The 22,856-nt window shown below is 38.2% G+C and carries 20 protein-coding genes; all 20 read left to right on the forward strand.

Features of this window, described 5'->3' with window-relative positions:
* Window positions 1-3 precede the first annotated feature (3 nt).
* The 20 genes from IGL49_RS05675 (at window position 4) to IGL49_RS05770 (ending at window position 22,838) form a co-directional block, all read left to right on the forward strand.
* Window positions 4-1,302 carry a complex I 51 kDa subunit family protein gene (locus tag IGL49_RS05675; protein WP_164982869.1) on the forward strand — a complete coding sequence of 433 codons (1,299 nt, stop codon included), beginning with the start codon at window positions 4-6 and terminating at the stop codon, window positions 1,300-1,302.
* A gap of 2 nt (window positions 1,303-1,304) precedes the next feature.
* Window positions 1,305-4,025 carry a formate dehydrogenase subunit alpha gene (gene fdhF / locus IGL49_RS05680; RefSeq protein ID WP_104854997.1) on the forward strand — a complete coding sequence of 907 codons (2,721 nt, stop codon included), beginning with the start codon at window positions 1,305-1,307 and terminating at the stop codon, window positions 4,023-4,025.
* A 17-nt stretch (window positions 4,026-4,042) separates the two neighbouring features.
* Window positions 4,043-5,245 (forward strand): molybdopterin molybdotransferase MoeA, encoded by a 1,203-nt coding sequence (locus IGL49_RS05685; protein ID WP_104854998.1) that lies wholly within the window; start codon window positions 4,043-4,045, stop codon window positions 5,243-5,245.
* Between the two features lie 717 nt (window positions 5,246-5,962).
* Window positions 5,963-6,472, forward strand: a complete 510-nt coding sequence (gene moaC / locus IGL49_RS05690; protein WP_104854999.1) for a cyclic pyranopterin monophosphate synthase MoaC — start codon at window positions 5,963-5,965, stop codon at window positions 6,470-6,472.
* Window positions 6,469-7,443, forward strand: a complete 975-nt coding sequence (gene moaA, locus IGL49_RS05695) for a GTP 3',8-cyclase MoaA (RefSeq protein ID WP_104855000.1) — start codon at window positions 6,469-6,471, stop codon at window positions 7,441-7,443. The genes moaC and moaA overlap by 4 nt, the downstream gene beginning before the upstream one ends.
* A 2-nt stretch (window positions 7,444-7,445) precedes the next feature.
* Window positions 7,446-7,880 (forward strand): MOSC domain-containing protein, encoded by a 435-nt coding sequence (locus tag IGL49_RS05700; RefSeq protein WP_104855001.1) that lies wholly within the window; start codon window positions 7,446-7,448, stop codon window positions 7,878-7,880.
* Window positions 7,873-8,355 carry a MogA/MoaB family molybdenum cofactor biosynthesis protein gene (locus IGL49_RS05705; RefSeq protein ID WP_104855002.1) on the forward strand — a complete coding sequence of 161 codons (483 nt, stop codon included), beginning with the start codon at window positions 7,873-7,875 and terminating at the stop codon, window positions 8,353-8,355. The genes IGL49_RS05700 and IGL49_RS05705 overlap by 8 nt, the downstream gene beginning before the upstream one ends.
* A gap of 3 nt (window positions 8,356-8,358) precedes the next feature.
* A complete protein-coding gene (locus IGL49_RS05710) occupies window positions 8,359-9,330 on the forward strand; it encodes a molybdopterin-binding protein (protein WP_104855003.1) in 972 nt (323 codons plus the stop codon).
* Window positions 9,331-9,348: 18 nt separating this feature from the next.
* Window positions 9,349-10,149, forward strand: a complete 801-nt coding sequence (gene modA / locus IGL49_RS05715; protein ID WP_104855004.1) for a molybdate ABC transporter substrate-binding protein — start codon at window positions 9,349-9,351, stop codon at window positions 10,147-10,149.
* A gap of 8 nt (window positions 10,150-10,157) precedes the next feature.
* Window positions 10,158-10,829 carry a molybdate ABC transporter permease subunit gene (gene modB / locus IGL49_RS05720; protein ID WP_104855005.1) on the forward strand — a complete coding sequence of 224 codons (672 nt, stop codon included), beginning with the start codon at window positions 10,158-10,160 and terminating at the stop codon, window positions 10,827-10,829.
* The gene (locus IGL49_RS05725) at window positions 10,826-11,830 is read left to right on the forward strand and encodes an ATP-binding cassette domain-containing protein (protein WP_104855006.1); all 1,005 of its coding nucleotides are present in this window, start codon (window positions 10,826-10,828) and stop codon (window positions 11,828-11,830) included. The genes modB and IGL49_RS05725 overlap by 4 nt, the downstream gene beginning before the upstream one ends.
* A 121-nt stretch (window positions 11,831-11,951) precedes the next feature.
* On the forward strand, window positions 11,952-14,054 hold the full coding sequence (locus IGL49_RS05730) for a heavy metal translocating P-type ATPase (protein WP_104855007.1): 2,103 nt from the start codon (window positions 11,952-11,954) through the stop codon (window positions 14,052-14,054).
* Window positions 14,055-14,322: 268 nt separating this feature from the next.
* Window positions 14,323-14,766, forward strand: coding sequence for a cell division protein ZapA (zapA, locus tag IGL49_RS05735; RefSeq protein ID WP_002357706.1), 444 nt, complete (start codon window positions 14,323-14,325; stop codon window positions 14,764-14,766).
* Window positions 14,767-14,785: 19 nt separating this feature from the next.
* The gene (locus tag IGL49_RS05740; RefSeq protein ID WP_002369463.1) at window positions 14,786-15,334 is read left to right on the forward strand and encodes a CvpA family protein; all 549 of its coding nucleotides are present in this window, start codon (window positions 14,786-14,788) and stop codon (window positions 15,332-15,334) included.
* A gap of 110 nt (window positions 15,335-15,444) precedes the next feature.
* Window positions 15,445-17,811: an endonuclease MutS2 gene (locus IGL49_RS05745; protein WP_104855010.1), complete on the forward strand. Its 2,367-nt coding sequence runs from the start codon at window positions 15,445-15,447 to the stop codon at window positions 17,809-17,811.
* 97 nt (window positions 17,812-17,908) lie between these two features.
* Complete coding sequence (trxA, locus tag IGL49_RS05750) at window positions 17,909-18,223, forward strand: thioredoxin (protein WP_002357703.1); 315 nt, start codon at window positions 17,909-17,911, stop codon at window positions 18,221-18,223.
* 163 nt (window positions 18,224-18,386) lie between these two features.
* The gene (gene uvrC / locus IGL49_RS05755; protein ID WP_104855011.1) at window positions 18,387-20,171 is read left to right on the forward strand and encodes an excinuclease ABC subunit UvrC; all 1,785 of its coding nucleotides are present in this window, start codon (window positions 18,387-18,389) and stop codon (window positions 20,169-20,171) included.
* A gap of 150 nt (window positions 20,172-20,321) precedes the next feature.
* Window positions 20,322-20,579, forward strand: coding sequence for a DUF3884 family protein (locus tag IGL49_RS05760; RefSeq protein WP_104855012.1), 258 nt, complete (start codon window positions 20,322-20,324; stop codon window positions 20,577-20,579).
* Between the two features lie 104 nt (window positions 20,580-20,683).
* Window positions 20,684-21,583, forward strand: coding sequence for an ABC transporter ATP-binding protein (locus IGL49_RS05765; RefSeq protein ID WP_104855013.1), 900 nt, complete (start codon window positions 20,684-20,686; stop codon window positions 21,581-21,583).
* Window positions 21,576-22,838, forward strand: coding sequence for an ABC transporter permease (locus tag IGL49_RS05770; protein WP_104855014.1), 1,263 nt, complete (start codon window positions 21,576-21,578; stop codon window positions 22,836-22,838). Before IGL49_RS05765 ends, IGL49_RS05770 begins: the two co-directional genes overlap by 8 nt.
* The last annotated feature ends 18 nt before the right edge of the window (window positions 22,839-22,856 follow it).

Genomic DNA, 22,856 nt, shown 5'->3' on the forward strand with positions numbered 1-22,856 from the left:
TCAATGCTTAAGAGAAACCAACCAATGTTATTAGAGAGAATGGGAAAAATGCAATCTGCGACCGATGTTGCTGAATATTGTAAATACGATGGATTTGATGGTTTAAAAAGAGCAATTTCACTATCAGATGAAGAAATTTTAAACGAACTGGATATTGCGCACTTAAGAGGTCGCGGTGGAGCAGCCTATCCTTTAGGAAAAAAATGGCGCCATCTTTATCAGGCAAAAGGAACCACAAAGTACATTGTTTGTAATGCTGATGAAGGCGAACCAGGGACCTTTAAGGATAAAGTACTTTTATCTGAAGATCCATTGAGTGTGATTGAAGGAATGATCATTGCTGGCTATTTATTTTCAGCAAAAGCAGGTTATATTTATATGCGAGGAGAATATCGCAGAATCCAAAAAAACTTTCAAGAAGCACTCGATAAGGCACGACAAGCTGGCTTTTTAGGTGAAAACATTTTAGGAATTGAAGGATTCAATTATGATATTACGATTATTTCTGGTGCTGGCGCCTATATTTGTGGGGAAAACTCAGCACTTTTAAATTCAATTGAAGGAAAAACGGGGCGGCCGCGTGTCAAACCACCACACTTAGCAGATGTTGGTTTATATTTGCAACCAACATTAGTGAATAATGTTGAATCATTTGCAAGTGTTCCGGTAATTTTACGAGAAGGTGGACAAGCCTTTTTAGAGATGGGTACTGCCGATGGTGGCGGAACAAAGCTAATTTGTTTGTCTGGACATATTAAAAATCGGGGCTTATACGAGGTCAACCTTGGAACACCATTAGAAGAAATAATTTATGGTGAGCAATACGGTGGCGGCTCTGCAACTGGTCGAGCATTGAAATTTATTCACTTCGGTGGGCAATCCGGTCCAATTGGTGCTGTCGCAACGTTAACGGATTGTTTGTATTCTTACGAAGATTTATGGGCCCATGACTTATCTGTCGGCTCTGGCGCAATTGTAGTAATGGATGATTCAGTCAATGTTGTGGACTATTTAGTACACGTGGCGGCCTTTTTTGCTCATGAGTCCTGTGGTAAATGCACCCCTTGTCGATTGGGAACAACTAGGATTTTGGAATTATTGAGTAAATTCAATCGGAACGAGGCAACAGCTAGTGATTTGCCACGATTGGAAAAGATGCTCACGCATGTCACGCGATTATCAGCTTGTGGTTTGGGCCAATCCGTCGCAACTTCAATGAAGAGTGCATTGGCTTTGTTTCCAGAAGAATTTGAAACGACTGCTGAAACAGAAATCTATGCCACCAGCAAAGGAGGTTGGTAAAAATGAAAACAAAGTTGCATACGCAAACAGTTACGTTGTCTATTGATAACCAAGAAGTAACTGTGCCTAAAGGGACTACCATTCTCGAAGCAGCGAAAGAGCTAGGTGTTGAAATCCCAACGCTCTGTCATTTAAAGGAATTAGCGCCTGATGGTTCTTGTCGGATGTGCGTGGTTGAGGTGGAAGGCGGCCGACGTGGTGGCTTAACAACTGCGTGTACGGCACATTGTCAAGAGGACATGGTTGTGTCAACACATTCTGAAAAAGTTGCTGATTCCAGACGTTTTATTCTTGATTTATTATTGAGTAATCATAAATTAGAATGTTTTTCTTGTGGAAAAAACGGGGATTGTCAATTACAACAGTATGCGCTAGATTATGGAATTGATGCCACTAGCTTTACCGAGGGAAAAAGAATGCCTTGCCATCAAGAAGAAACCAGTAATCCGTTTTTCTCTTATGATCCAGAAAAGTGTATCATGTGTCGTCGTTGTGCCCGTGTCTGTCAATTGCGGCAGGGAAGAGATGTACTCAGTATTGCTAATCGTGGCTTTGAAACAAAAATGATGCCAAGTTATGGGCAGGCGTTTGATCAATCTATCTGTGAATCATGTGGCAATTGTGTCTCTTCCTGTCCTACAGGTGCGTTAACAGCAAAAGATACAAAAGAGTACCGCAAATGGGAAACCCAGAAAATTCCTACAACTTGTCCGCATTGTGGGACAGGCTGTCAGATGAATTTACTCGTTAAAAACAATCGTTTGGTGGGTGTTGAACCCATAGATGGACCAGCTAATAAAAATTTACTTTGTGTGAAAGGAAAATTTGCTTCATATAAATTTGTTGGGTCAGGAGATCGCTTAACGGAGCCATTAATTAAACGGAATGGCATTTTTGAACCTGCTTCTTGGGAAGAAGCCTTAACGCTTGTTTCGTCAAAATTTAACGAAATTAAAGCAGAAAACGGCGCGGATGCTCTTGCTGGTTTTTCGTGCTCTAGAGCAACAAATGAAGATAATTATGTTTTTCAAAAAATGGTGCGTGCTGCTTTTGGTACCAATAATGTTGATAACTGTGCCCGTGTTTGTCATTCGGCTTCGGTCCATGGTTTAGCCCAAACCTTAGGCTCTGGTGCGATGACCAATCCTATTGCTGATATCACTGAAGATGTCGATATGATTTTATTAGTAGGGTCCAATCCAGAAGAAGCTCATCCAGTTATTGGTGCGCAAATTCGCCAAGCCATCCAAAGAGGAACACAAGTTGTTGTTGTTGATCCGCGGAAAATTAACTTAGTGAAGGATAGTGCGCTGCATTTACAAGTTCAGGCGGGAACGAATGTCGCATTTGCTAATGGCATGATGCATGTGATTTTGAAAGAAGGTTTAGCAGATCGCCACTTTATTGAAGAACGGACAGAAGGATTTTTAGATTTAGAAAAAATGGTGGCTGATTATACGCCGGAAAAAGTCGCAGAAATTTGTCATATTCATCCAGAAGATTTAATTCAAGCAGCACGCATGTATGCAAAAGCAGAGAAAGCACCAATCATTTATTGTTTAGGCGTAACGGAACATTCGACAGGAACTGAGGGTGTTATGAGTATGTCTAATTTGGCAATGTTGGTTGGTAAAGTTGGAAAACCAGGCTGTGGTGTCAATCCTTTGCGAGGTCAAAATAATGTTCAAGGTGCTTGCGATATGGGCTGTATGCCTTATGATTTCCCAGGATATCAAAAAGTCAATAATCCAGAAGTAATCGACAAATTTGAAAAAGCTTGGCATGTGCCGTTAAATCGAAACACCGGTTTAACTTCTACTAAAGTCTTGCCAGCAGCAACGGCAGGAAACGTCAAAGGCCTTTATATTTTTGGGGAAGATCCAATTGTTACGGATCCAGACACAGGACATGTTCGTCAAGCTTTAGAAAGTTTAGAATTTTTAGTGGTTCAAGAACTATTTATGACCGAAACGGCTGCTTATGCGGATGTCGTTTTACCCGGCATCAGTTATGCAGAAAAAGACGGAACATTTACAAATACAGAGCGGCGCGTGCAAAGAGTTCGTAAAGCTGTTGAACCAAGGGGACAAGCTCGAGAAGATTATGAAATTTTTTGTGAAGTCATGACACGGATGGGCTATCCTTGTGCGTATGAATCTGCAAAAGAAATTATGGAAGAAATTTCAGCTGTGACGCCTTCGTTTGGCGGAATTAATTATGAACGATTAGAGAAGGAGAGCTTACAATGGCCTTGTCGTAGCTTGACAGATCCAGGCACGCCGATTATGCATGTGGGCAGTTTTGCTCGTGGGAAAGGTTTATTTAGAGCAATTCCGTATAAGCAAGCACAAGAATTACCAGATGAAGAGTACCCGTATTTAATGTCGACAGGACGGATGCTCTACCATTACAATACCCGAGCAATGACAGGACGAACGGAAGGGATTAACCAAATAGCGAATCACTCTTATATTGAGATAAATGCAGTCGATGCACAAGCTCTGGGAATCCAAGAAGGTGACAAAGTGGAAGTTCATTCTCGCCGTGGCAAAATCGAAACCTATGCGGCTGTCGGAAATCGAGTATTTCCGCAAGAAGTCTTTATGACATTCCACTTTCCAGATGGGAATGTTAACGAAATTACCAATGCTGTATTTGATGATATCGCCACAATTCCTGAATATAAAGTTTGTGCTGTTGCGATTAAACCAGTGAATAAATAAAAAAGGATGGTTAAAACATGATCGAGTTGGAAGAAGCACGAGAGAGAATGAACCAACATATGAAGAGTCAATGTGAAACAGAAGAAGTGGCGCTGCTTGATTCCTTGGGGCGGATTAGCGGAGAAACCATTTTTGCAGAGACAGCGATTCCTCATTTTCCTCGTGCCGGAATGGATGGGTATGCCGTTCGCGCAGTAGAAACACGAGGTGCGACTGCTGAAAGCCCAACTTGTTTAAAAGTCGTCGGTTCTTTAGTGACAGGGGATTCCATGTTTTATTGTAATCAGACGAATAACTGTGCGATTAAAATAATGACAGGTGCTTTTATTCCAACCGATTTTGATGCTGTAGTGCCACAAGAATGGACGGATTTTGGGCAAGACCATGTTAAAATTTTTCAATCTGTCACTGCGGGCCAAAACTATGCGGAAATTGGGGAGGATATTGCTTTTCAGCAAAAAATTTTAGCAAAACATCAACAGATCAATAGTCGAATGATTGGTTTACTGGCAATGCAAGGGATTGACAAAGTTGTTGTTTTGAAGCGCATGAAGGTAGGGATTTTAGCGACTGGTAGTGAGTTAGTTTCTTTGGAAGAATCACTGTCAGTTGGGAAAATTTATAATAGTAATCTCTACATGTTAGCAGCTTTTGTCAAAGCAAGTGGCAATGAAGTAATCCACCTAGACCATTGTTCAGATGACCCTGAAGAATTAGCGAATAAGCTGTTTGAGATTTTACCAAAACTTGATGTATTAATTACTTGTGGTGGTGTTTCGGTAGGTGAAAAGGACAATTTACCTTTAGCGATTAAGCGTATCGGCGGAACAGAGCTGTTTCATTTTGTAAATATGAAACCTGGAACCCCAGTTATGGGAAGTCAATTTCAAGAAACACTCATTTTAAGCGTTTCAGGCAATCCGTTTGCGGCAATGGTTAATTTACATCTTTTTTACTGGACATTATTAGCTACTTTTTTCAATTGTGTCGAGTTAAATCTCAAGGAACGAACAGTAATTTTAGCGCATGAATTAGCACCCAGTAGACTACGTCGATTTTACCGAGCGAAAGAAATAGATGGCAAAGTAAATTTAGTCACAAAAAGTCATCTTTCCTCCAATTTATCAAATACTTTAGAAACAAATTGCCTGCTAGAACAACCAGCTGGTGTATTACTCAAAAAAGGCGCGCTTGTAAAAGTCTATTATTGGCAAACTTGATGACAAACTGACCTAAGATTAGCATGAAAGTAAGAGCCTGGAACAAAAATCACTTTGGATTTTTGTTCCAGGCTTAAAAATTGATAAACGGCGGGAACAGAAGCAACACTACGCGTTGCTCCGATCTCAACAACTTCTAAGGTGTTTTCTCGACTTGCGTCTCGTCACAGTCCAGCCTTCAAAAGAGCTACAGCTCTAAGAGTTGCGATGTTTCACTGTGAAGCATGAACAGATGAAATCATCGTACCTACTTGGTGAAGGTCCTTCGGAAATAAGCCGAAATTGTTGAGAATCACGAAGAACGTAGTGATTCGATGATGAACAATACCTACTTGGTCTCCAAAAATTAAAGAACACCGGGTAGGTATCATGCAACATCAACTCGTTCCTCGTTGTGTTTTATGACAATTTTCGGAAATTTCTTCTTATTGCTGAGAAACACTATTTGCAAAGCAAATAGATGTTGAACAGTACCTACTTGGTTCTCGGAGTTAAGCACTTCTGTCCCGACCTCTTATTGCTTATCAAGTTTTAAGACTTAGACAAAAGTCTGGTCAGACTAAGCGAAGCACGTAATTTTTGTCGCGTAACGTTTTTTACTTCGATTTTTCGCTAAAAAAAATTATGGATGCCAGATTGTTTTTTTGAAGCAAGAGTGATACACTTGAAAAAGAAGTATTGTGTAAATATTAACAATGTCAAATGTGAGGTGGAGAAATGGTTCAAAGTAAGGAATTTACGCACTTGAATACACAAGGAGAAGTGCATATGGTTGATATTTCGGGAAAAAATGACACTGAAAGAACAGCCCTCGCTTATGGAGAGATTCATATGTTGGAAGCGACAGCAGAGGCGATCCAGACCCAAATGATTAAAAAAGGTGAAGTATTACAGGTAGCAAGAGTAGCTGGGATTACCGCTGCAAAACGAACGTTTGAATGGATTCCTTTGTGTCATTTGGTTGCTTTGACAAAGTGTGAAATTCAGTTTGATTGGCGCAATCAAACTTGTTTAGAAGTACGTTGTTTTACAAAAACCGTGGGTTCAACTGGCGTTGAAATGGAAGCGCTAACAGGTGTGCAGGCAACACTCTTAACAATTTATGATATGTGTAAAGCAATTGATCGGGGCATGACAATGACAAACATTGGTTTATTAGAGAAAAATGGTGGACGTAGTGGTCATTTCATTCGTTCTTCAATTAAATCAAAGGAAAGTGATGAGTGAACAGCATGAAAGATGTATTTAACCGTGAAATTGATTATGTTCGTTTGTCTTTAACAGATCGTTGTGACTTACGCTGTACGTATTGCATGCCAGCAACAGGTCTTTGCTTTTTAAAAAAAGAGCAGCTTCTAACAGATGATGAGATTATTTTTTTACTGAGGATATTAGCGAAAGAAGGCATCAAAAAAGTTAAATTAACAGGTGGTGAACCGCTTGTTAGACCAAATTTACTCTCTTTAATTAAAAGGATAAAGCAAATCTCAGGCATCGAAAAAGTAACCCTAACGACTAATGGCATGAAGTTAGCTCGTGAGGCTCAAGGATTAAAAGAGGCGGGCTTGGACGGCATTAATATTAGCTTAGACACTCTGGATCCAGAAGAATTTCGAGAAATAACAAGAGTTGGTCAGTTAAGGAATGTTCTGGCGGGCTTAGAACAAGCGATTGATGTGGGACTACCTAATATCAAGATTAATACTGTAGCTAGGAAAGAGCTAAGTGAAGCAACAATTGTAGAACTGGCTGAAATCGCTAAGAAAGAGACTGTGCATCTTCGTTTCATTGAAATGATGCCAATCGGGTTAGGAAAGGAGCATCCGGGGAAGCAGCAAGAAGAAGTAGAAGCCATTTTAACCAAACATTATGGAACGTTGCAACCATATCAAAAACCATTGGGCAATGGCCCTGCTAGTTATTACGCCTTAAAAGATTTTAAAGGAAAAATAGGGTTTATTAGTGCGCTAGGGCATTGTTTTTGCGAGACGTGCAATCGAATCCGAATTACTGCAGACGGCCATTTAAAAACGTGCCTGCATTCTGCAGAAGGCTACTCGTTAAAGGAAGCTTTGGCTAAGGAACAAACAGCTGAATTGTTAGGGATTATTAAGAGTGGCATTGCCTGTAAGCCTGAAAAACATCTTTTCTTGGAACAACAAGGAGAACAACGATTTATGTCACAAATAGGAGGGTAAGTATGAAAACAGGAGAAATTATTGCAATAAATATTAGCCCACGAAGAGGCACACAGAAAAAGGAAGTTCCTGAAGTCAACTTAATTAAAGGCTTTGGATTAGAAAATGATGCGCACGGCGGGAATTGGCATCGACAAGTCAGTTTGTTATCTTTTGAAGAAATAACGGCTTTCAATGAAAAAGGAGCTCGGGTTGGCAATGGTGCTTTCGGGGAAAACATTATCGTCTCAGGGATTGATTTACGTCAATTACCCGTTGGAACGAAAATGAAAATAGGCGATTCTGAATTGGTGGTTACTCAAATTGGGAAAGAGTGCCATAAACACTGTCAGATTTACGCGCGAGTGGGCGATTGCATCATGCCTAGAGAAGGAATCTTTGCAGTCGTTGTGACAGCAGGTCATATCAAAAAAGGAGACCAGTTAGACGTTGTTTAAAGTGGGCATTGTAACATTAAGTGATCGTTGCTTTCAAGGGCTTGCTGTCGACCAATCAGGCTCCTTAATTCGTGAACAGTTACCTGCGCTCTACCAGGTAACTAAACAAACCATTTTACCAGATGAAGAAAATCAATTAGTAGAGCTATTGCAAGAGTGGTCTAAATCCTGTGATTTGATTTTAACGACAGGCGGCACAGGGTTGAGTGAACGGGATCGGACCCCAGAAGCAACCTTGCGTGTAGCAGAGCGAGTCATTCCTGGAATCAGTGAGGGCTTGCGTCAACTTAGCTTGGAAAAAACGCCATTTGCTATGTTAAGTCGAGGCGTTTCTGTTCAAAGAGGACGCACGCTCATTGTTAATTTGCCTGGTAGCCCGAAAAGTGTCACAGAACATTTGCATTTTTTGTTGCCTGTTTTGCCCCACGCTTTGGATTTAATCACAAATAAAAAAATCATACATGATGAGGAATAAACCATGAAAACAATTCGAACAGAAGAGGCAGTTGGCCTTCCATTGAGTCATGATATTACGCGAATTAACTATGGGAAAACCAAGGAAGTGTGTTTTAAAAAAGGACATGTAGTTGTCCAAGAAGATATTCCAATTCTTTTATCATTAGGGAAAAAACATCTGTTTGTTGCCTTAGATTCAGCGGAAATACATGAAGAAGAGGCAGCGACATTTTTGTATAACCTGTTAACAGATGACTCATGTCAGCCGAGTGAAGTCCATGAAGGAAAAATTGTTGCTAAAGCTAGCACGAGAGGTCTTTTAAAAGTCAATCGAGAAAAATTAATTGCTTTAAATGAAATTGAAGGTCTCGCCTTGTCGACTAAAATTACCAATATAGAAGTTCAGAAAGATGAAAAAGTAGCAGCCTTTCGAGTGATTCCACTAACAATTTCTAAAGGGCAATTAGAAAAGGCACGTCAGCTCAGTACTTCTGAGCCACTAATCTCTGTGAAACCTTTCAAAAAAATAAGTGTCGGGATTGTAACTACTGGCAGTGAAGTTTACACAGGATTGATTGAAGATGCTTTTTACCCTGTGTTAAAAGCCAAGTTCTCCGCCTATCCTTTAGTTACGATTGTCAAGCAAGAAATTGTCGATGATCAGCCGCAAAAAATTACTGTTGCGATCAAAAAGATGTTAGCACAAGGGTTTGATCTGATTGTTTGTACAGGTGGTATGAGTGTAGATCCTGATGATTTGACACCGTTAGCTATTAAACAGACAGGTGCTGAAATCGTAACCCATGGGACGCCAGTCTTACCAGGCTCAATGTTTTTGCTGGCTTATAAAGGAGAGCAAACGATCATTGGCTTACCAGGTGGTGTTTTATTTTCAGAAAAAACTGTTTTTGATTTGTTGTTACCAAGATTAATGGCCAAAGAAGTGATAAAAAAATCTGAAATTATTGACTTGAGTTATGGCGGGTATTTATAAAAGAAAAGAGGCGTTCAAATGTCTAAACAAAAAAAGGCTGTGTTCCTGCTTAGTTTATTCAGTTTAGTTGCCCTAATTGCTGCATGTACAAATCAGCCGCAAAAAGAAACAGTTTCAACAAAAAAAGAAGAAATAACCCTTGCAGCAGCAGCTAGCTTAGAATCAGTCATGGAGAAGAAAATTATTCCAGCCTTTGAAAAAGAGCATCCAGATATTCAGATAACTGGAACCTATGATAGTTCTGGAAAATTACAGATGCAAATTGAAAAAGGCCTAAAAGCCGATGTATTTTTCTCGGCCTCGACAAAACAAATGAATGCATTGGTTGCAGAAAAACTAATTAGTCAGAAAAGTGTCGTTCCTTTATTGGAAAACCAGCTCGTTCTAATTGTACCTAACCAAGATCGAGCAAAATGGCACGATTTTTCTGATTTGAAAAAGGCCCAAATGATAGCAATTGGTGATCCTGCAAGTGTTCCAGCTGGTCAATATGCCGAAGAAGGCTTAAAAGCTTTAGATGCTTGGTCCTATGTAGAAAAACACGCAAGCTTTGGCACGAATGTAACAGAAGTCCTTGAATGGGTAGCTAATGCAAGTGCAGATGCTGGCTTGGTTTATGCGACAGATGCAGCAACCAATTCAAAAGTAGCGATTGTTGCGGCCATGCCTGAAGCTGCTTTGAAAAAGCCAATCATCTATCCGGTTGGTAAAGTTGCCGCCTCTAAGAAACAAAAATCAGCGTATGCTTTTTTAAATTTTTTACAGAGTCAACAATGCAGAAAATATTTTGAAAATATTGGCTTTAAGTTAACAAAGTAGGTGGGAAAATGGATGTTCGACCAATTCTTTTATCTTTTCAGACAGCAATAATCGCCATTTTATTTACTTTTGTTTTAGGAACAGGCGTTGCGTATATTGTTTTTCGTTTGAAAAATCGTAAATTAAAAATTCTTTTGAATAGTTTATTTACGTTGCCATTAGTTTTACCGCCGACGGTTTTTGGTTTTTTTCTCTTAACTATTTTTGGTGTTCAGCAACCAGTGGGCCAGTTTTTACTTGATTTTTTTGCCATCCAAGTTGTTTTTTCATGGCCAGCTACGGTTATTGCTGCCGTTGCTGTTTCATTTCCTTTAATGTATCGTTCAGCCTTAACGGCGTTTGAACAAATGGATAGTGAATTGTTGGCGGTAGCCCAGACACTCGGGTTTTCGGAAAGTCGGTATTTTAGAAAAATTGCGTTACCTTTGTCGATGAACGGTCTCTTGGCCGGTGGTGTGTTAGCCTTTGCCCGCGGGTTAGGTGAATTTGGAGCGACGACAATGTTAGCAGGGAATATTGCTGGCAAAACAAGAACGCTTCCTTTAGCTATCTACTCTGCTGTAGCAAGTGGGGATTGGCACTTAGCCAACCAATATGTTGTGATTATGTTATTACTTTGCCTGATTATTTTATTTTTTACGGAATTTTTTAGTCAGCGCGCTTGGAGAAGATCGGAATGAGATTAATTGTTGATATTCAAAAAGAATTGAAAAGTCATACTTTGCAAATTCAGTTTGAAACAAAGACTCAAACAACAGGAATTTTAGGTGCTTCTGGTTGTGGCAAGAGTATGTTATTAAAATGTATTGCAGGTGTTGAGACTGCGGATAAAGGTCAGATTGTTTTAAATGATCAAGTCTTATTCGATGCTGAACAAAAGATCAATTTGTCGCCGCAACAACGAAAAATTGGTCTTTTGTTTCAACAGTATGCGTTGTTTCCTCATTTATCGGTAGTAGAAAATCTGACGTGCGTGACAAAAGATTTACAATTGGTCACTCAATTGCTTGCGTCTTTTCACTTAACTAAAGTCCAACAACAATATCCTAGTCAACTTTCTGGAGGACAAAGACAGCGAGTGGCTTTTGCGCGAATGCTAGCGGCTCAGCCGGCTTACCTGTTATTAGATGAGCCATTTTCCGCATTAGATGCACCCTTAAAGGAAGAGCTGCAAATTGAACTTCAACAGCGATTAAGTAATTTAAATCAACATGCCTTAATTGTGAGTCATAGTTTAGATGAACTGTATAAGTTATGTCAGAGTTTAGTGATAATCACAAAAAACCAAACACTTTTTGGGGCAACAAATCAATTATTTAACCAACCTCAAACGATTGAAGCAGCTAAACTCACTGGTTGTAAAAATATTTGGCCTGTCAAACGCATAGATGCGCACAGAGTCCAAGTGATTGGTTGGCAACAAACACTAATGGTTACACAAGAAGTTCCTATTTCTTGTCATTCTATAGGTATTCGGGCCCATGATTTCACAACAGAACCGCAGGCAACCAATCAAATCGAAGTGCATCACTTACAAACATTGTCAGCACCTTTTGAACAAAGTGCTTGGTTTCAACACCAACAAACCAAAATTTGGTGGAAAGGCAGCAATAGACTCAATCCGAAAGTTATTACTCAGTTATCCATTTCACCTACAGCAATTATGCCATTATGTCTATAAAATAGAAAAAGATTACGTGAAGCGGTTGACATATGATTGCATCTTCATTTATAATAGATTCATGAAAGGTTATTCATGTAAACGAAATAATCGCTATTATATAGGGAGTGAAGGTGTTTAAATGCAAAAGAGTTATAAACTAGAAGGACTTGATTGTGCAAGTTGTGCAGATAAAATTGAAAAATCTGTCCAAAAAATTCACGGAGTAGAAAAAGCGCGTGTGGACTTCATGGCTGAAAAGATGACACTGGAAGTTGAATCAGGACATGATTTAGAAGTCGAAAATGAAGCGCGTGCAGTGATTGGTAAGTTAGAACCAGATGTCAAAGTTATTTCTTTAAAGGATGTCAAAGAAGAAGAGGGACGTAACCCAAATAAGAATCGCTTAATTCGTATCATTATTGCATTTGTTTTATTTTTAGCACTTATTATCATTAAACCAAGTAATAATTGGGTTGCTTTGGGGTCTTATTTAGTCGTTTATGTCTTAATTGGTGGCGACATTGTCAAACGAGCGGTAACGAATATTTTTCGGGGGGAAGTGTTTGATGAAAATTTCCTAATGTCTGTAGCAACGATTGGGGCATTCTTTATTGGGGAATATCCCGAAGCTGTGGCAGTAATGTTGTTCTACCAAGTCGGCGAATGGTTCCAAAGTGCTGCGGTTGATCAATCCAGAAAATCAATTGCCAAATTAATGGATATTCGTCCAGATTCAGCAAATCTTTTAGTAAATGGGCAAATAAAAGCGGTCGCTCCAGATACAATTGAAATTGGGCAACAAATATTAGTGAAACCAGGTGAAAAAGTTCCATTAGATGGTCAAATTATTGATGGATCAAGTATGGTAGATACCTCTGCGTTGACTGGTGAATCCGTTCCAAGAACGGTCAAAGTCGGCGATGAAATCTTAGGTGGTTTTATCAATAAAAATGGGGCCTTGACCATTAATGTTACGAAAAAATTTGGTGATTCAACAGTTAGCAAAATTTTAGATTTAGTTGAAAATGCTAGCAGTAAAAAAGCCCCTGCAGAAAACTTTATTTCTAAATTTGCTCGTTACTATACACCAGTTGTCGTTGTTTTAGCTGTCTTATTGGCAGTGATTCCACCATTTATTTTCCCAGATACTTCTATTAATGAATGGGTTTATCGGGCATTAACGTTCTTGGTTATTTCTTGTCCATGTGCTTTAGTCATTTCTGTTCCCTTAAGTTTCTTCGGTGGAATTGGCGGAGCCAGCAAACTAGGTGTTTTAATTAAAGGAAGCAACTATTTAGAAATTTTAGCGAATACGGAAACGATTGTTTTTGATAAAACTGGTACTCTAACAAAAGGAAATTTTGTGGTTCAAAACATAACTAGTGTTGTCTTACCCGAAGAAGAGTTGTTGCGTTTAACAGCAACAGCAGAACAATTATCCACTCATCCAATTGCTATTTCTATTAAAGAAAGCTATGGCAAAGAAACTGTTCCAGCAACAGCAATTGAAGAGGTTGCCGGACACGGTATCAAAGCCACAATTGAAGGCAAAACAGTTTTAGTCGGTAATGCGAAGTTAATGAAACAATTTGGTATCAAAGCACCAGAAGTGAAGGAAACTGGAACTTTAATTTTTGTCGCTATTGATAATCAATTTGCAGGCTACTTAGTGATTGCGGATCAATTGAAACCAGACGCCATTTCAGCAATAAAAGAATTAAAAGCTGAAGGGGTCAAACAAACTGTTATGCTGACTGGAGACAATCAACAAGTTGCAGAAGCTATTGCAAAAGAAGTTGGTGTTGACAAAGTTTATGCAGAACTTTTACCAGATGGCAAAGTGGATCGTTTAGAAGAGTTGTTAAAAGCATCTTCACCTAAAAACAAAGTTGCCTTTGTTGGTGACGGCATGAATGATGCACCTGTTTTAGCCCGGGCTGATGTTGGGATTGCCATGGGTGGTTTAGGAAGTGACGCGGCAATTGAAGCTGCTGATGTGGTGATTATGAATGATGAACCAAGTCGCATCGCCTCTGCGATTAAATTATCAAGAAAAACATTGAGAATTGTTAAACAAAACATTATCTTTGCGATTGCTGTTAAAATCATTGTCTTGGGACTAGGTGCATTAGGCTTGGCTTCAATGCAAGCAGCAGTGTTTGCTGATGTTGGCGTAACGATTATCGCTGTTTTAAATGCTATGCGTTGTTTACGTGTAGAAAAGATGAAAGATAATAACTAAATCTTAAAAAGTACAGCTGAAACAAACGTTTTTAGCTGATTATCAGGTTTTGAGCGTGGGACAAAAATCACTTTGACTTTTTGTTCCACGCTTTTTCTCCTACACAATTTCTATTCGTTTTTAAATTGTCAGAGTTCTTGTAAAGAAATCTTTAAATTTTTCGCTTTGTGGCATATAATAAGAGAGAATTTGTACGAAAATTGCGCTTCGCTTTTTTTTCATGGTACAATAAGCAAGAATGGATTGATTTACAGGAGGGAACCTCAACATGGCATCAAATGAAAAAACACGATATAAAGCAATCATTGCAGACCATACGTATACAATTATTGGCCAAGAGTCAAAACAACATATGGATTTAGTCACAAAAATTGTCAACGAACAACTGGCGGAAATTAAACATCTTTCTCCGCAAACTGATACGGAACAAGCTTCTGTTTTATTAGCAATTAATGCAATTTCAGATCAACTAAAAAAACAAGAATATGCTTTAAAATTGGAAAAACAAGTAGCAGATTTAAAACAGAAGACCATTCGTTTGGCTGAATTAGAGAATCGTGTGCGCCGAATGGAAATTATCGAAGAAGAAGCACGGGATGTTTTGAAAAAGAATGGACAAGAAGATGTAGAAATTCATAATCACGTGGAAGCCCAACAAATTTTGAATGAAAATCGAAAACAGCAGATTCAAAATAAAGGTGTTTCGGAGTAGTTCCTGAAAGGATGACAAGATGTTAACAATACTTATTTTATTACTTTTAGCCTTTGGATTTTATACAGGAGCTAAACGAGGCTTGATTTTACAAGTGCTCTATTCGGTAGGTTACTTAATTTCATATTTTGTTGCTCGAACCTATTACAAAGAGGTCGCCTCTCATTTAGAATTGTATATTCCATATCCATCGGTTACGCCAACGTCAAAGCTTGTCTTTTTTAATCAAGAGATTTCTTTAGACTTGGATAAAGCCTTTTATTCAGCGGTTGCGTTTCTATTATTGCTGTTTGCAGGCTGGTTAGTCGTTCGATTTTTAGCTATCTTTTTACATGGATTAACGTTTATTCCAGTTTTGAAACAGGTAAATGGACTATTAGGTGGCGTATTAAGTGTTCTTGTGTTATACGTTGGTCTTTTTCTCGTGTTAGCTACGGCGTCAATGATTCCGTCAGATGTTGTTCAAAATCAGTTTCGGTCAAGTGGCTTGGCACGAGGCATTGTAAAAAATACCCCAATTCTAACAAAACAAGCATATGAATTATGGGTTGAACCAATTACGAAATAAAGCTGAATGGGACTGAGATAGAGATAAGAAGTAAGCGAGCAAAGCGAAACTTCTTATGTTATGTCTCAGTCTTTTCAACAAATGAAAAAGTTAGAAAAGTAGGTGGAAAAATGAATCAGCGTATTCTATCAACGTTAGGGTTTGATAAAGTAAAACAACAGTTGTTGCAATTTATTGTGACAGCCCAGGGGACAAATGAAGTATCGGAATTATTACCGATTGCTGATGAAAATAAAATTCAATCCTGGCTGAATGAAACACAGGATGGTTTAAAAGTTCAACGATTACGTGGTGGAATCCCCATTCCTAAATTAGAAAATATTCAACCACACATGAAACGGATTGAAATTGGTGCGGATTTAAATGGTGTAGAATTAGCACAAGTAGGTCGTGTCTTGTCGACTACTTCAGAACTGACTCGTTTTTTTGATGAGTTAAGTGAAAATGAAGTGGATTTTGGACGTTTATATATGTGGCGAGAGCAACTAGAAGTTTTGCCTGAATTAAATCGCCAACTCAAACAAGCCATTGATGATGATGGCTACGTCACAGATGAAGCTTCGCCAGCCTTAAAGGCAATTCGGCAAAATATTCGACGTAGTGAGCAGACCATTCGAGAAGAACTCGATAGTATTATTCGTGGGAAAAACGCACGTTATCTGAGTGACGCCCTTGTTACTATGCGAAATGAACGCTACGTGATTCCAGTCAAACAAGAATATAAAAATATTTTTGGTGGCGTGGTTCACGATCAAAGTGCTTCAGGTCAAACCTTATTTATTGAACCTAAACAAATTTTAGAAATGAATAATCGCTTGCGACAACAACAAATTGCCGAAAGAAATGAGATTACTCGCATCTTGGCAGAACTGTCGGCCGAGTTGGTCCCTTATCGCCGTGAAATTACGCATAATGCTTATGTCATCGGTAAACTTGATTTTATTAATGCTAAGGCGCGACTTGGAAAAGAACTAAAAGCAGTTGTTCCAGAAATTAGTCAAGCAAATCATGTAGTTTTTAAACAAGCCCGGCACCCGCTATTAGATCCAGAAAAAGCTGTAGCCAATGACATTGTGATTGGAGAAGAATATCAAGCAATTGTGATTACAGGGCCTAATACCGGTGGGAAAACCATTACTCTGAAAACGTTAGGTCTTTTACAATTAATGGGCCAAGCTGGACTACCTATTCCAGTTGAAGAAGAGAGTAAAATGGGGATTTTTACAGAAGTATTTGCGGATATCGGGGATGAACAATCGATTGAACAAAGTTTAAGTACTTTCTCTTCACATATGACGAATATCGTGTCTGTCTTAAAGAAAGTCGATCATCAAAGTTTAGTACTATTTGATGAATTAGGTGCTGGGACAGATCCGCAAGAAGGGGCCGCTTTAGCGATTGCCATTTTAGATTCATTGGGTGCTAAAGGAGCCTATGTGATGGCAACAACCCATTATCCTGAATTAAAAGTGTATGGCTATAATCGAGCTGGAACAATCAATGCCAGTATGGAATTTGATGTAGATACCTTGAGTCCAACCTATCGTTTATTAATTGGCGTGCCTGGCCGAAGTAATGCTTTTGAAATTTCGAAACGTCTTGGATTAGACAACAGTATTATTGAAGCTGCAAAACAAATAATGGACGGTGAAAGTCAAGATTTAAACGAAATGATTGAAGACTTGGAAAACCGTCGCAAAATGGCCGAAACTGAATATTTAGAAGCTCGCCACTATGTCGATGAATCGGCCGCTTTGCATAAAGAACTGAAAGAAGCCTATCAAGTATTTTTTGAAGAACGAGAAAAAGAATTACAAAAAGCGCGGAAAGAAGCAAATAAAATTATTGCAGAAGCAGAAGAAAACGCAGAAACCATTATTTCTGATATTCGCAAAATGCAATTGGAAAGTGGCCAACAAGGTGGTGTCAAAGAACATCAGTTAATTGATGCGAAAACACAACTTTCTCAATTACACCATGAAGAAACCCAGCTTGCTAAAAACAAAGTGCTGAAGAAGGCGAAAGAACAGAAAAAATTAAAAGCTGGCGATGAAGTAATTGTCAATACCTACGGCCAACGAGGGACATTATTAAAAGACAACGGTAAAGGACAATGGCAAGTTCAATTGGGCATTTTAAAAATGAACGTCTCTGAAGAGGATATGACGCCTGTCGCTCCACAAAAAGAAGCAAAACCTAGAGTCACAACGGTTCGTTCTGCTGAAAGTAGTCATGTTAGCACACAACTAGACTTACGTGGCAAACGCTACGAAGAAGCATTGGCAGAAGTTGACCAATACATTGATGCCGCGATTCTAGCTGGCTATCCACAAGTAACCATTGTTCACGGCAAAGGAACAGGTGCATTAAGAACCGGAATAACGGAATTTTTAAAAAATCACCGCAGTGTAAAAAGCTATGAATTTGCGCCACAAAACCAAGGTGGTAATGGTGCGACTGTCGTAAAATTCCAATAAACAAGGACTTACAATAAGTAAGCAGAACGCTCGCTATCTTAAAGATGACGTGTTATACTAAGCATGTAATAAGAGTAAAGAGTAGGAGGTTTGTGAAATGACACAAGCAATTACCGATAAAGATTTTGCAACAGAAACAGATGAAGGATTAGTCTTAATCGACTTTTGGGCAACTTGGTGTGGCCCTTGTCGTATGCAAGCACCCATCTTAGAACAATTATCTGAAGAATATGATGAAGACGAAGTGAAAATCGTCAAAATGGATGTGGATGAAAATCCTGCAACACCAGCAAGTTTCGGCATCATGAGCATCCCAACATTGCTATTGAAAAAAGATGGCGAAGTTGTTGAAAAAGCAGTCGGTGTTCATACAAAAGACCAATTGCAAGCAATGATTGCCAAACACTTATAAACGTTGATTAGTCATTACGAATAGCCTGATTCAGTCTGAAAGGAAATCATTAGCGATTGTCTTTTCAGGCTGTTTCTTTCGTACATAAAGTAGCGGCTTTTTTGTTTAATTACAAAAAGAGGTGTATAATAGATAAAGCATTTTGTTAGAAAGGAAGTATCGTATGAACGAACGAATAAAAAATAAATTAGCACTGCTTCCTGATCAACCTGGTTGTTATTTAATGAAAGATAAAAACGGCACGATTATCTATGTTGGAAAAGCCAAAATTTTGAAAAACCGAGTTCGTTCTTATTTTCGTGGTAGCCATGATACTAAGACAGAACGATTAGTCAGTGAAATCGATGATTTTGAATATATTGTGACAGAATCGAATATTGAAGCACTTTTATTAGAAATTAATTTAATTCATAAAAATAATCCCAAATATAACATCATGTTAAAAGACGATAAAACCTATCCTTTTATCAAGATCACAAACGAAAAATATCCTCGTTTAATGATTACTCGAAAGGTTTTAAAAGACAAAGCGTTATATTTCGGGCCATATCCAGATGTAAATGCAGCAAATGAAACAAAGAAACTGTTAGATCGGCTTTTTCCTTTGCGAAAATGTAATCCGTCGCAAAAAACACCTTGTTTGTATTACCATTTAGGACAATGTCTGTGTCCCTATGCTTTTGATGTGGATCCACAAGTCTACAAAGATATGGTGGAAGAGATTAAAGGGTTTCTCTCTGGAGGACATACAGAAATTCAAGATCGCTTACAAGAAAAAATGGCTTATGCAGCTGCACATATGGAATTTGAAAAAGCTGCAGAATTTCGCGATCAAATCAAAGCGATTGAAACAGTTATGACCCGCCAAAAAATGACGAATGTGGATTTAATTGATCGTGATGTGTTTGGCTACGCTGTTGATAAAGGCTGGATGTGTGTTCAAGTATTCTTTGTCAGACAAGGAAAATTAATTGAACGTGATGTATCGATTTTTCCATTTTATGATGATGCCAGTGAAGCATTTTTAACTTTTATTGGACAATTTTATCAAGAGAATGAGCATTTTGTGCCAAAAGAAGTCTTGATTCCTGATGACATTGATAAAGAAAGCGTTGAAGCTTTATTAGCTACGAAAGTCTTGCAGCCGCAACGGGGAGAAAAGAAAAAACTGGTTAAATTAGCCAGTAAAAATGCTGCAGTTGCTTTAAATGAAAAATTCGATTTGATTGTACGGAAACAAGAACGAACAATTGGCGCAGTTGAAAAATTAGGCAATGCGATGAATATACCTGCGCCCATTCGAATTGAAGCGTTTGATAATTCAAATATTATGGGAACCAACCCTGTTTCTGCGATGGTTGTGTTTATTGACGGACGGCCAGCTAAAAATGAGTATCGAAAATATAAAATAAAAACTGTCCAAGGTCCTGATGATTACGCTTCTATGAGAGAAGTCATTTATCGCAGATATTCACGAGTTTTAAAAGAAGGCTTGCCTTTTCCTGATTTAATTTTAATCGATGGTGGTAAAGGTCAAGTCGATGTTGCTAAAGATGTGCTAGCCAATCAACTAGGAGTCGATATTCCTGTAGCTGGATTAGCCAAGAACGACAAGCACAAAACGAGTGAACTTTTATTTGGTCCAAACTTAAAAGTTGTACCATTGGAAAGAAACTCACAAGAATTTTTCTTGTTGCAACGAATCCAAGATGAAGTCCATCGTTTCGCCATCACATTTCATCGTCAATTACGTAGTAAAAATAGTTTTGCTTCGAAATTAGATAATATTGAAGGTTTGGGACCGAAACGTAAAAAAAATCTTTTAAAAGAATTTAAATCGCTTAAAAATATTACGGCAGCCAGTGTTGAAGAATTAAGAAAAGCTGGGTTACCTGAAACTGTCGCACAGAATGTATATCGTCATTTGCACCAAGAAACAAAAAAATAAATGAAAATGAGCCAGACAAATTAGGAAAAGTACCTAATTTGTCTGGCTTTTTATTCAAATTTTTCATAAAAGGTTGAAATCTCAAGAAAATATAATAACGATTTCTTTCATGATATACTAATGTTAACTTAAAAGAGAGGGCGTCTGATCATGAAAATACTAACACCCGTTTATCAAATAAAATTTAAAAAAGTACCAAATCCACGCCTGATTGATGAGCGTTTAATGAATGAATTGGGGACTTGGCTGAATCGTACAGGTCGAATTTGGGCCTGCCAATCATCAAAATCGGTAAAGGAATTTAAAAATAAATTTTATGAAAGCACAGGCTTGACTGCAAATGAAGTGCATATTTCTTCCGAGACGGATGGCCTTTTTCGTTTAGCAGAAAATAAAGCGTCTGATTAAAGCGTAACAGCTTTCCATAACAATTGTCATTGACAAGCCAACACAGGAAAGATACGATATGAGTAACTAAACAGCGGTTTAGAAAAAGTGAAGGGGGCGTTTATGTGTTAGAGGTAAAAGAGTTAGTCAAAACCTTTGGGGATTTTAAAGCAGTCGATCAGGTATCCTTTACGATACCGGACGGGAAAATTTTAGGATTAATTGGCCAAAATGGTGCCGGGAAAACAACTACGTTTCGCTTGATTTTAAATTTTTTAACACAAGATAGCGGGTCAGTTTTATGGAATGGTCAACCATTAAACGAAAAAGAGTACAATATTATTGGTTATTTACCAGAAGAACGGGGTTTATATCCTAAAATTACGATTGAAGACCAACTAATTTATTTCGCTTCATTGCGGGGAAAAACTAAAAAAGAAATTGAACCTAAAATTGACTTTTGGATGGAAAAATTTCAAGTTAAAGGCAAAAAAACGGATAAAGTTAAATCTTTATCAAAAGGAAATCAACAAAAAGTTCAATTGATTGCGACACTTATTCATGAACCGAAGTTAATTATTTTAGACGAACCATTCAGTGGCTTGGATCCAGTTAATGCAGAATTATTAAAAGACGGCATTATTGAATTGAAAAATCAAGGTTCTTGTGTCATTTTTTCCAGTCATAATATGGACAATGTGGAAAAAATCTGTGACCATTTAGTCATGTTAAAAAATGGACGTATGGTTTTAGATGGTCAGGTTCATGAAATTCGAGAACAATTTGGTCGAACAAAATTATTCTTAGAATCACCGTTATCTGTTGAGGAAGTTGCTGCTACAGCAGGCGTGAAAGAAGCGCACTTGCGACAAGATGGCGTCTTAGAAGCGACATTAGAAAACGCTGAAGTGGGCAAAGTGTTGTTTGATAAAGCAACAGCCAATGGCTACATTCCAATGTTTAATCAACAACCACCAACATTGGAAGAAATTTTCAAAATGAAAGTAGGTGGGCAAGATGAGTAAATTTTGGATTATTGCGACTGATGTCTATAAGAAAAATGTGAAGTCGCTGTCTTTCTTAATCATGATTTTAGCGCCATTTCTTCTTGTAGGAATTGTTTACTTAGCGGGCTCTCTAGCTAGCGGTTTTTCAGGAGATACGACCATTGGTCTGGTTTCGGAAAATCAAGCGCTGATTAAAGAGTTGACAAAGAATAAAACAGAGGACTTTTCTTTCAAAGCTGTTTCTTCTGAGAAAAAGGCCCAAGAACAATTAAAAGACGAGAAAATTGATGCCTATTTACTTTTGGACACTACAGATAATCAGATTTCTGGTCAGCTTTACTCTGAACGCTCTTTAGGAAATACAACCGAGATGCTAATTCCTCAAATGTTAAACCAATTACAAACAATGGCGAATGCCAATCGTTTAAACCTAACAGCTGAGCAAGTTGCCATGTTGAATCAACAAGCAACATTTAAAAAAGCCAAAATTAGTTTTGATGAAAATGGCAAAATAAAAACAGGAGAAGATAACACAGGGATTCAAATGGCGTTAGCAATGGGGATAACAATTTTGTTATTTGTCTTCATCAGCAGTTATTCTTCAATTATTGCCCAAGAGATTGCTTCTGAAAAAGGCACTAGAATCATGGAAGTTATTCTCTCTAGTACAAAAGCGCAAACCCATTTTTATGGCAAATTAACTGGGGTTATTCTAGTAGCTTTAACACAAATTTTCATTTACGGAGTGGCGTTTGTTCTCGGCTACTCTCAATTGAAAAATCTTGATTTTATGAAAAGTCTATTAAGTGGTATTTCACCACAAAGTATTTTTTCATCAACCTTTATTTTTACATTAGGCTTTTTCATTATTGGTATTCTCGTTTTTGCTGTTTTGGCAGCACTTTGTGGTTCTCTTGTTTCCAAACCAGAGGATACAGCAAAAGCAGTTCAGCCCATCATGTATATTGGTTTAATCGGTTATATGATTGGCATTACGTTTGGAACGAATGATCCACAAAATATCGTGGTGAAAGTGACTTCCTTTATTCCGCTGATTTCGTCCTACATCATGCCAGTACGTTTGGCGACCGAAACGGCATCAACAATGGAAGCAATTGTCTCATTAGTGATTTTGGCAGTCTTTGGAATTATTTTAACAATCTTCTCTGCTCGTTTATACAAATCAAACGTTCTTGTATACAGCGAAGGCGGGATGATTCAATCCTTAAAACAGTCAATTTCTATTTTAAAAAATGAACAAAAGCATAAATAATTTTTGTTTAACTCTAAA

Origin of the sequence: Enterococcus sp. DIV1337a, from assembly GCF_051712285.1 — a bacterium.
Lineage (GTDB): Bacteria > Bacillota > Bacilli > Lactobacillales > Enterococcaceae > Enterococcus > Enterococcus faecalis.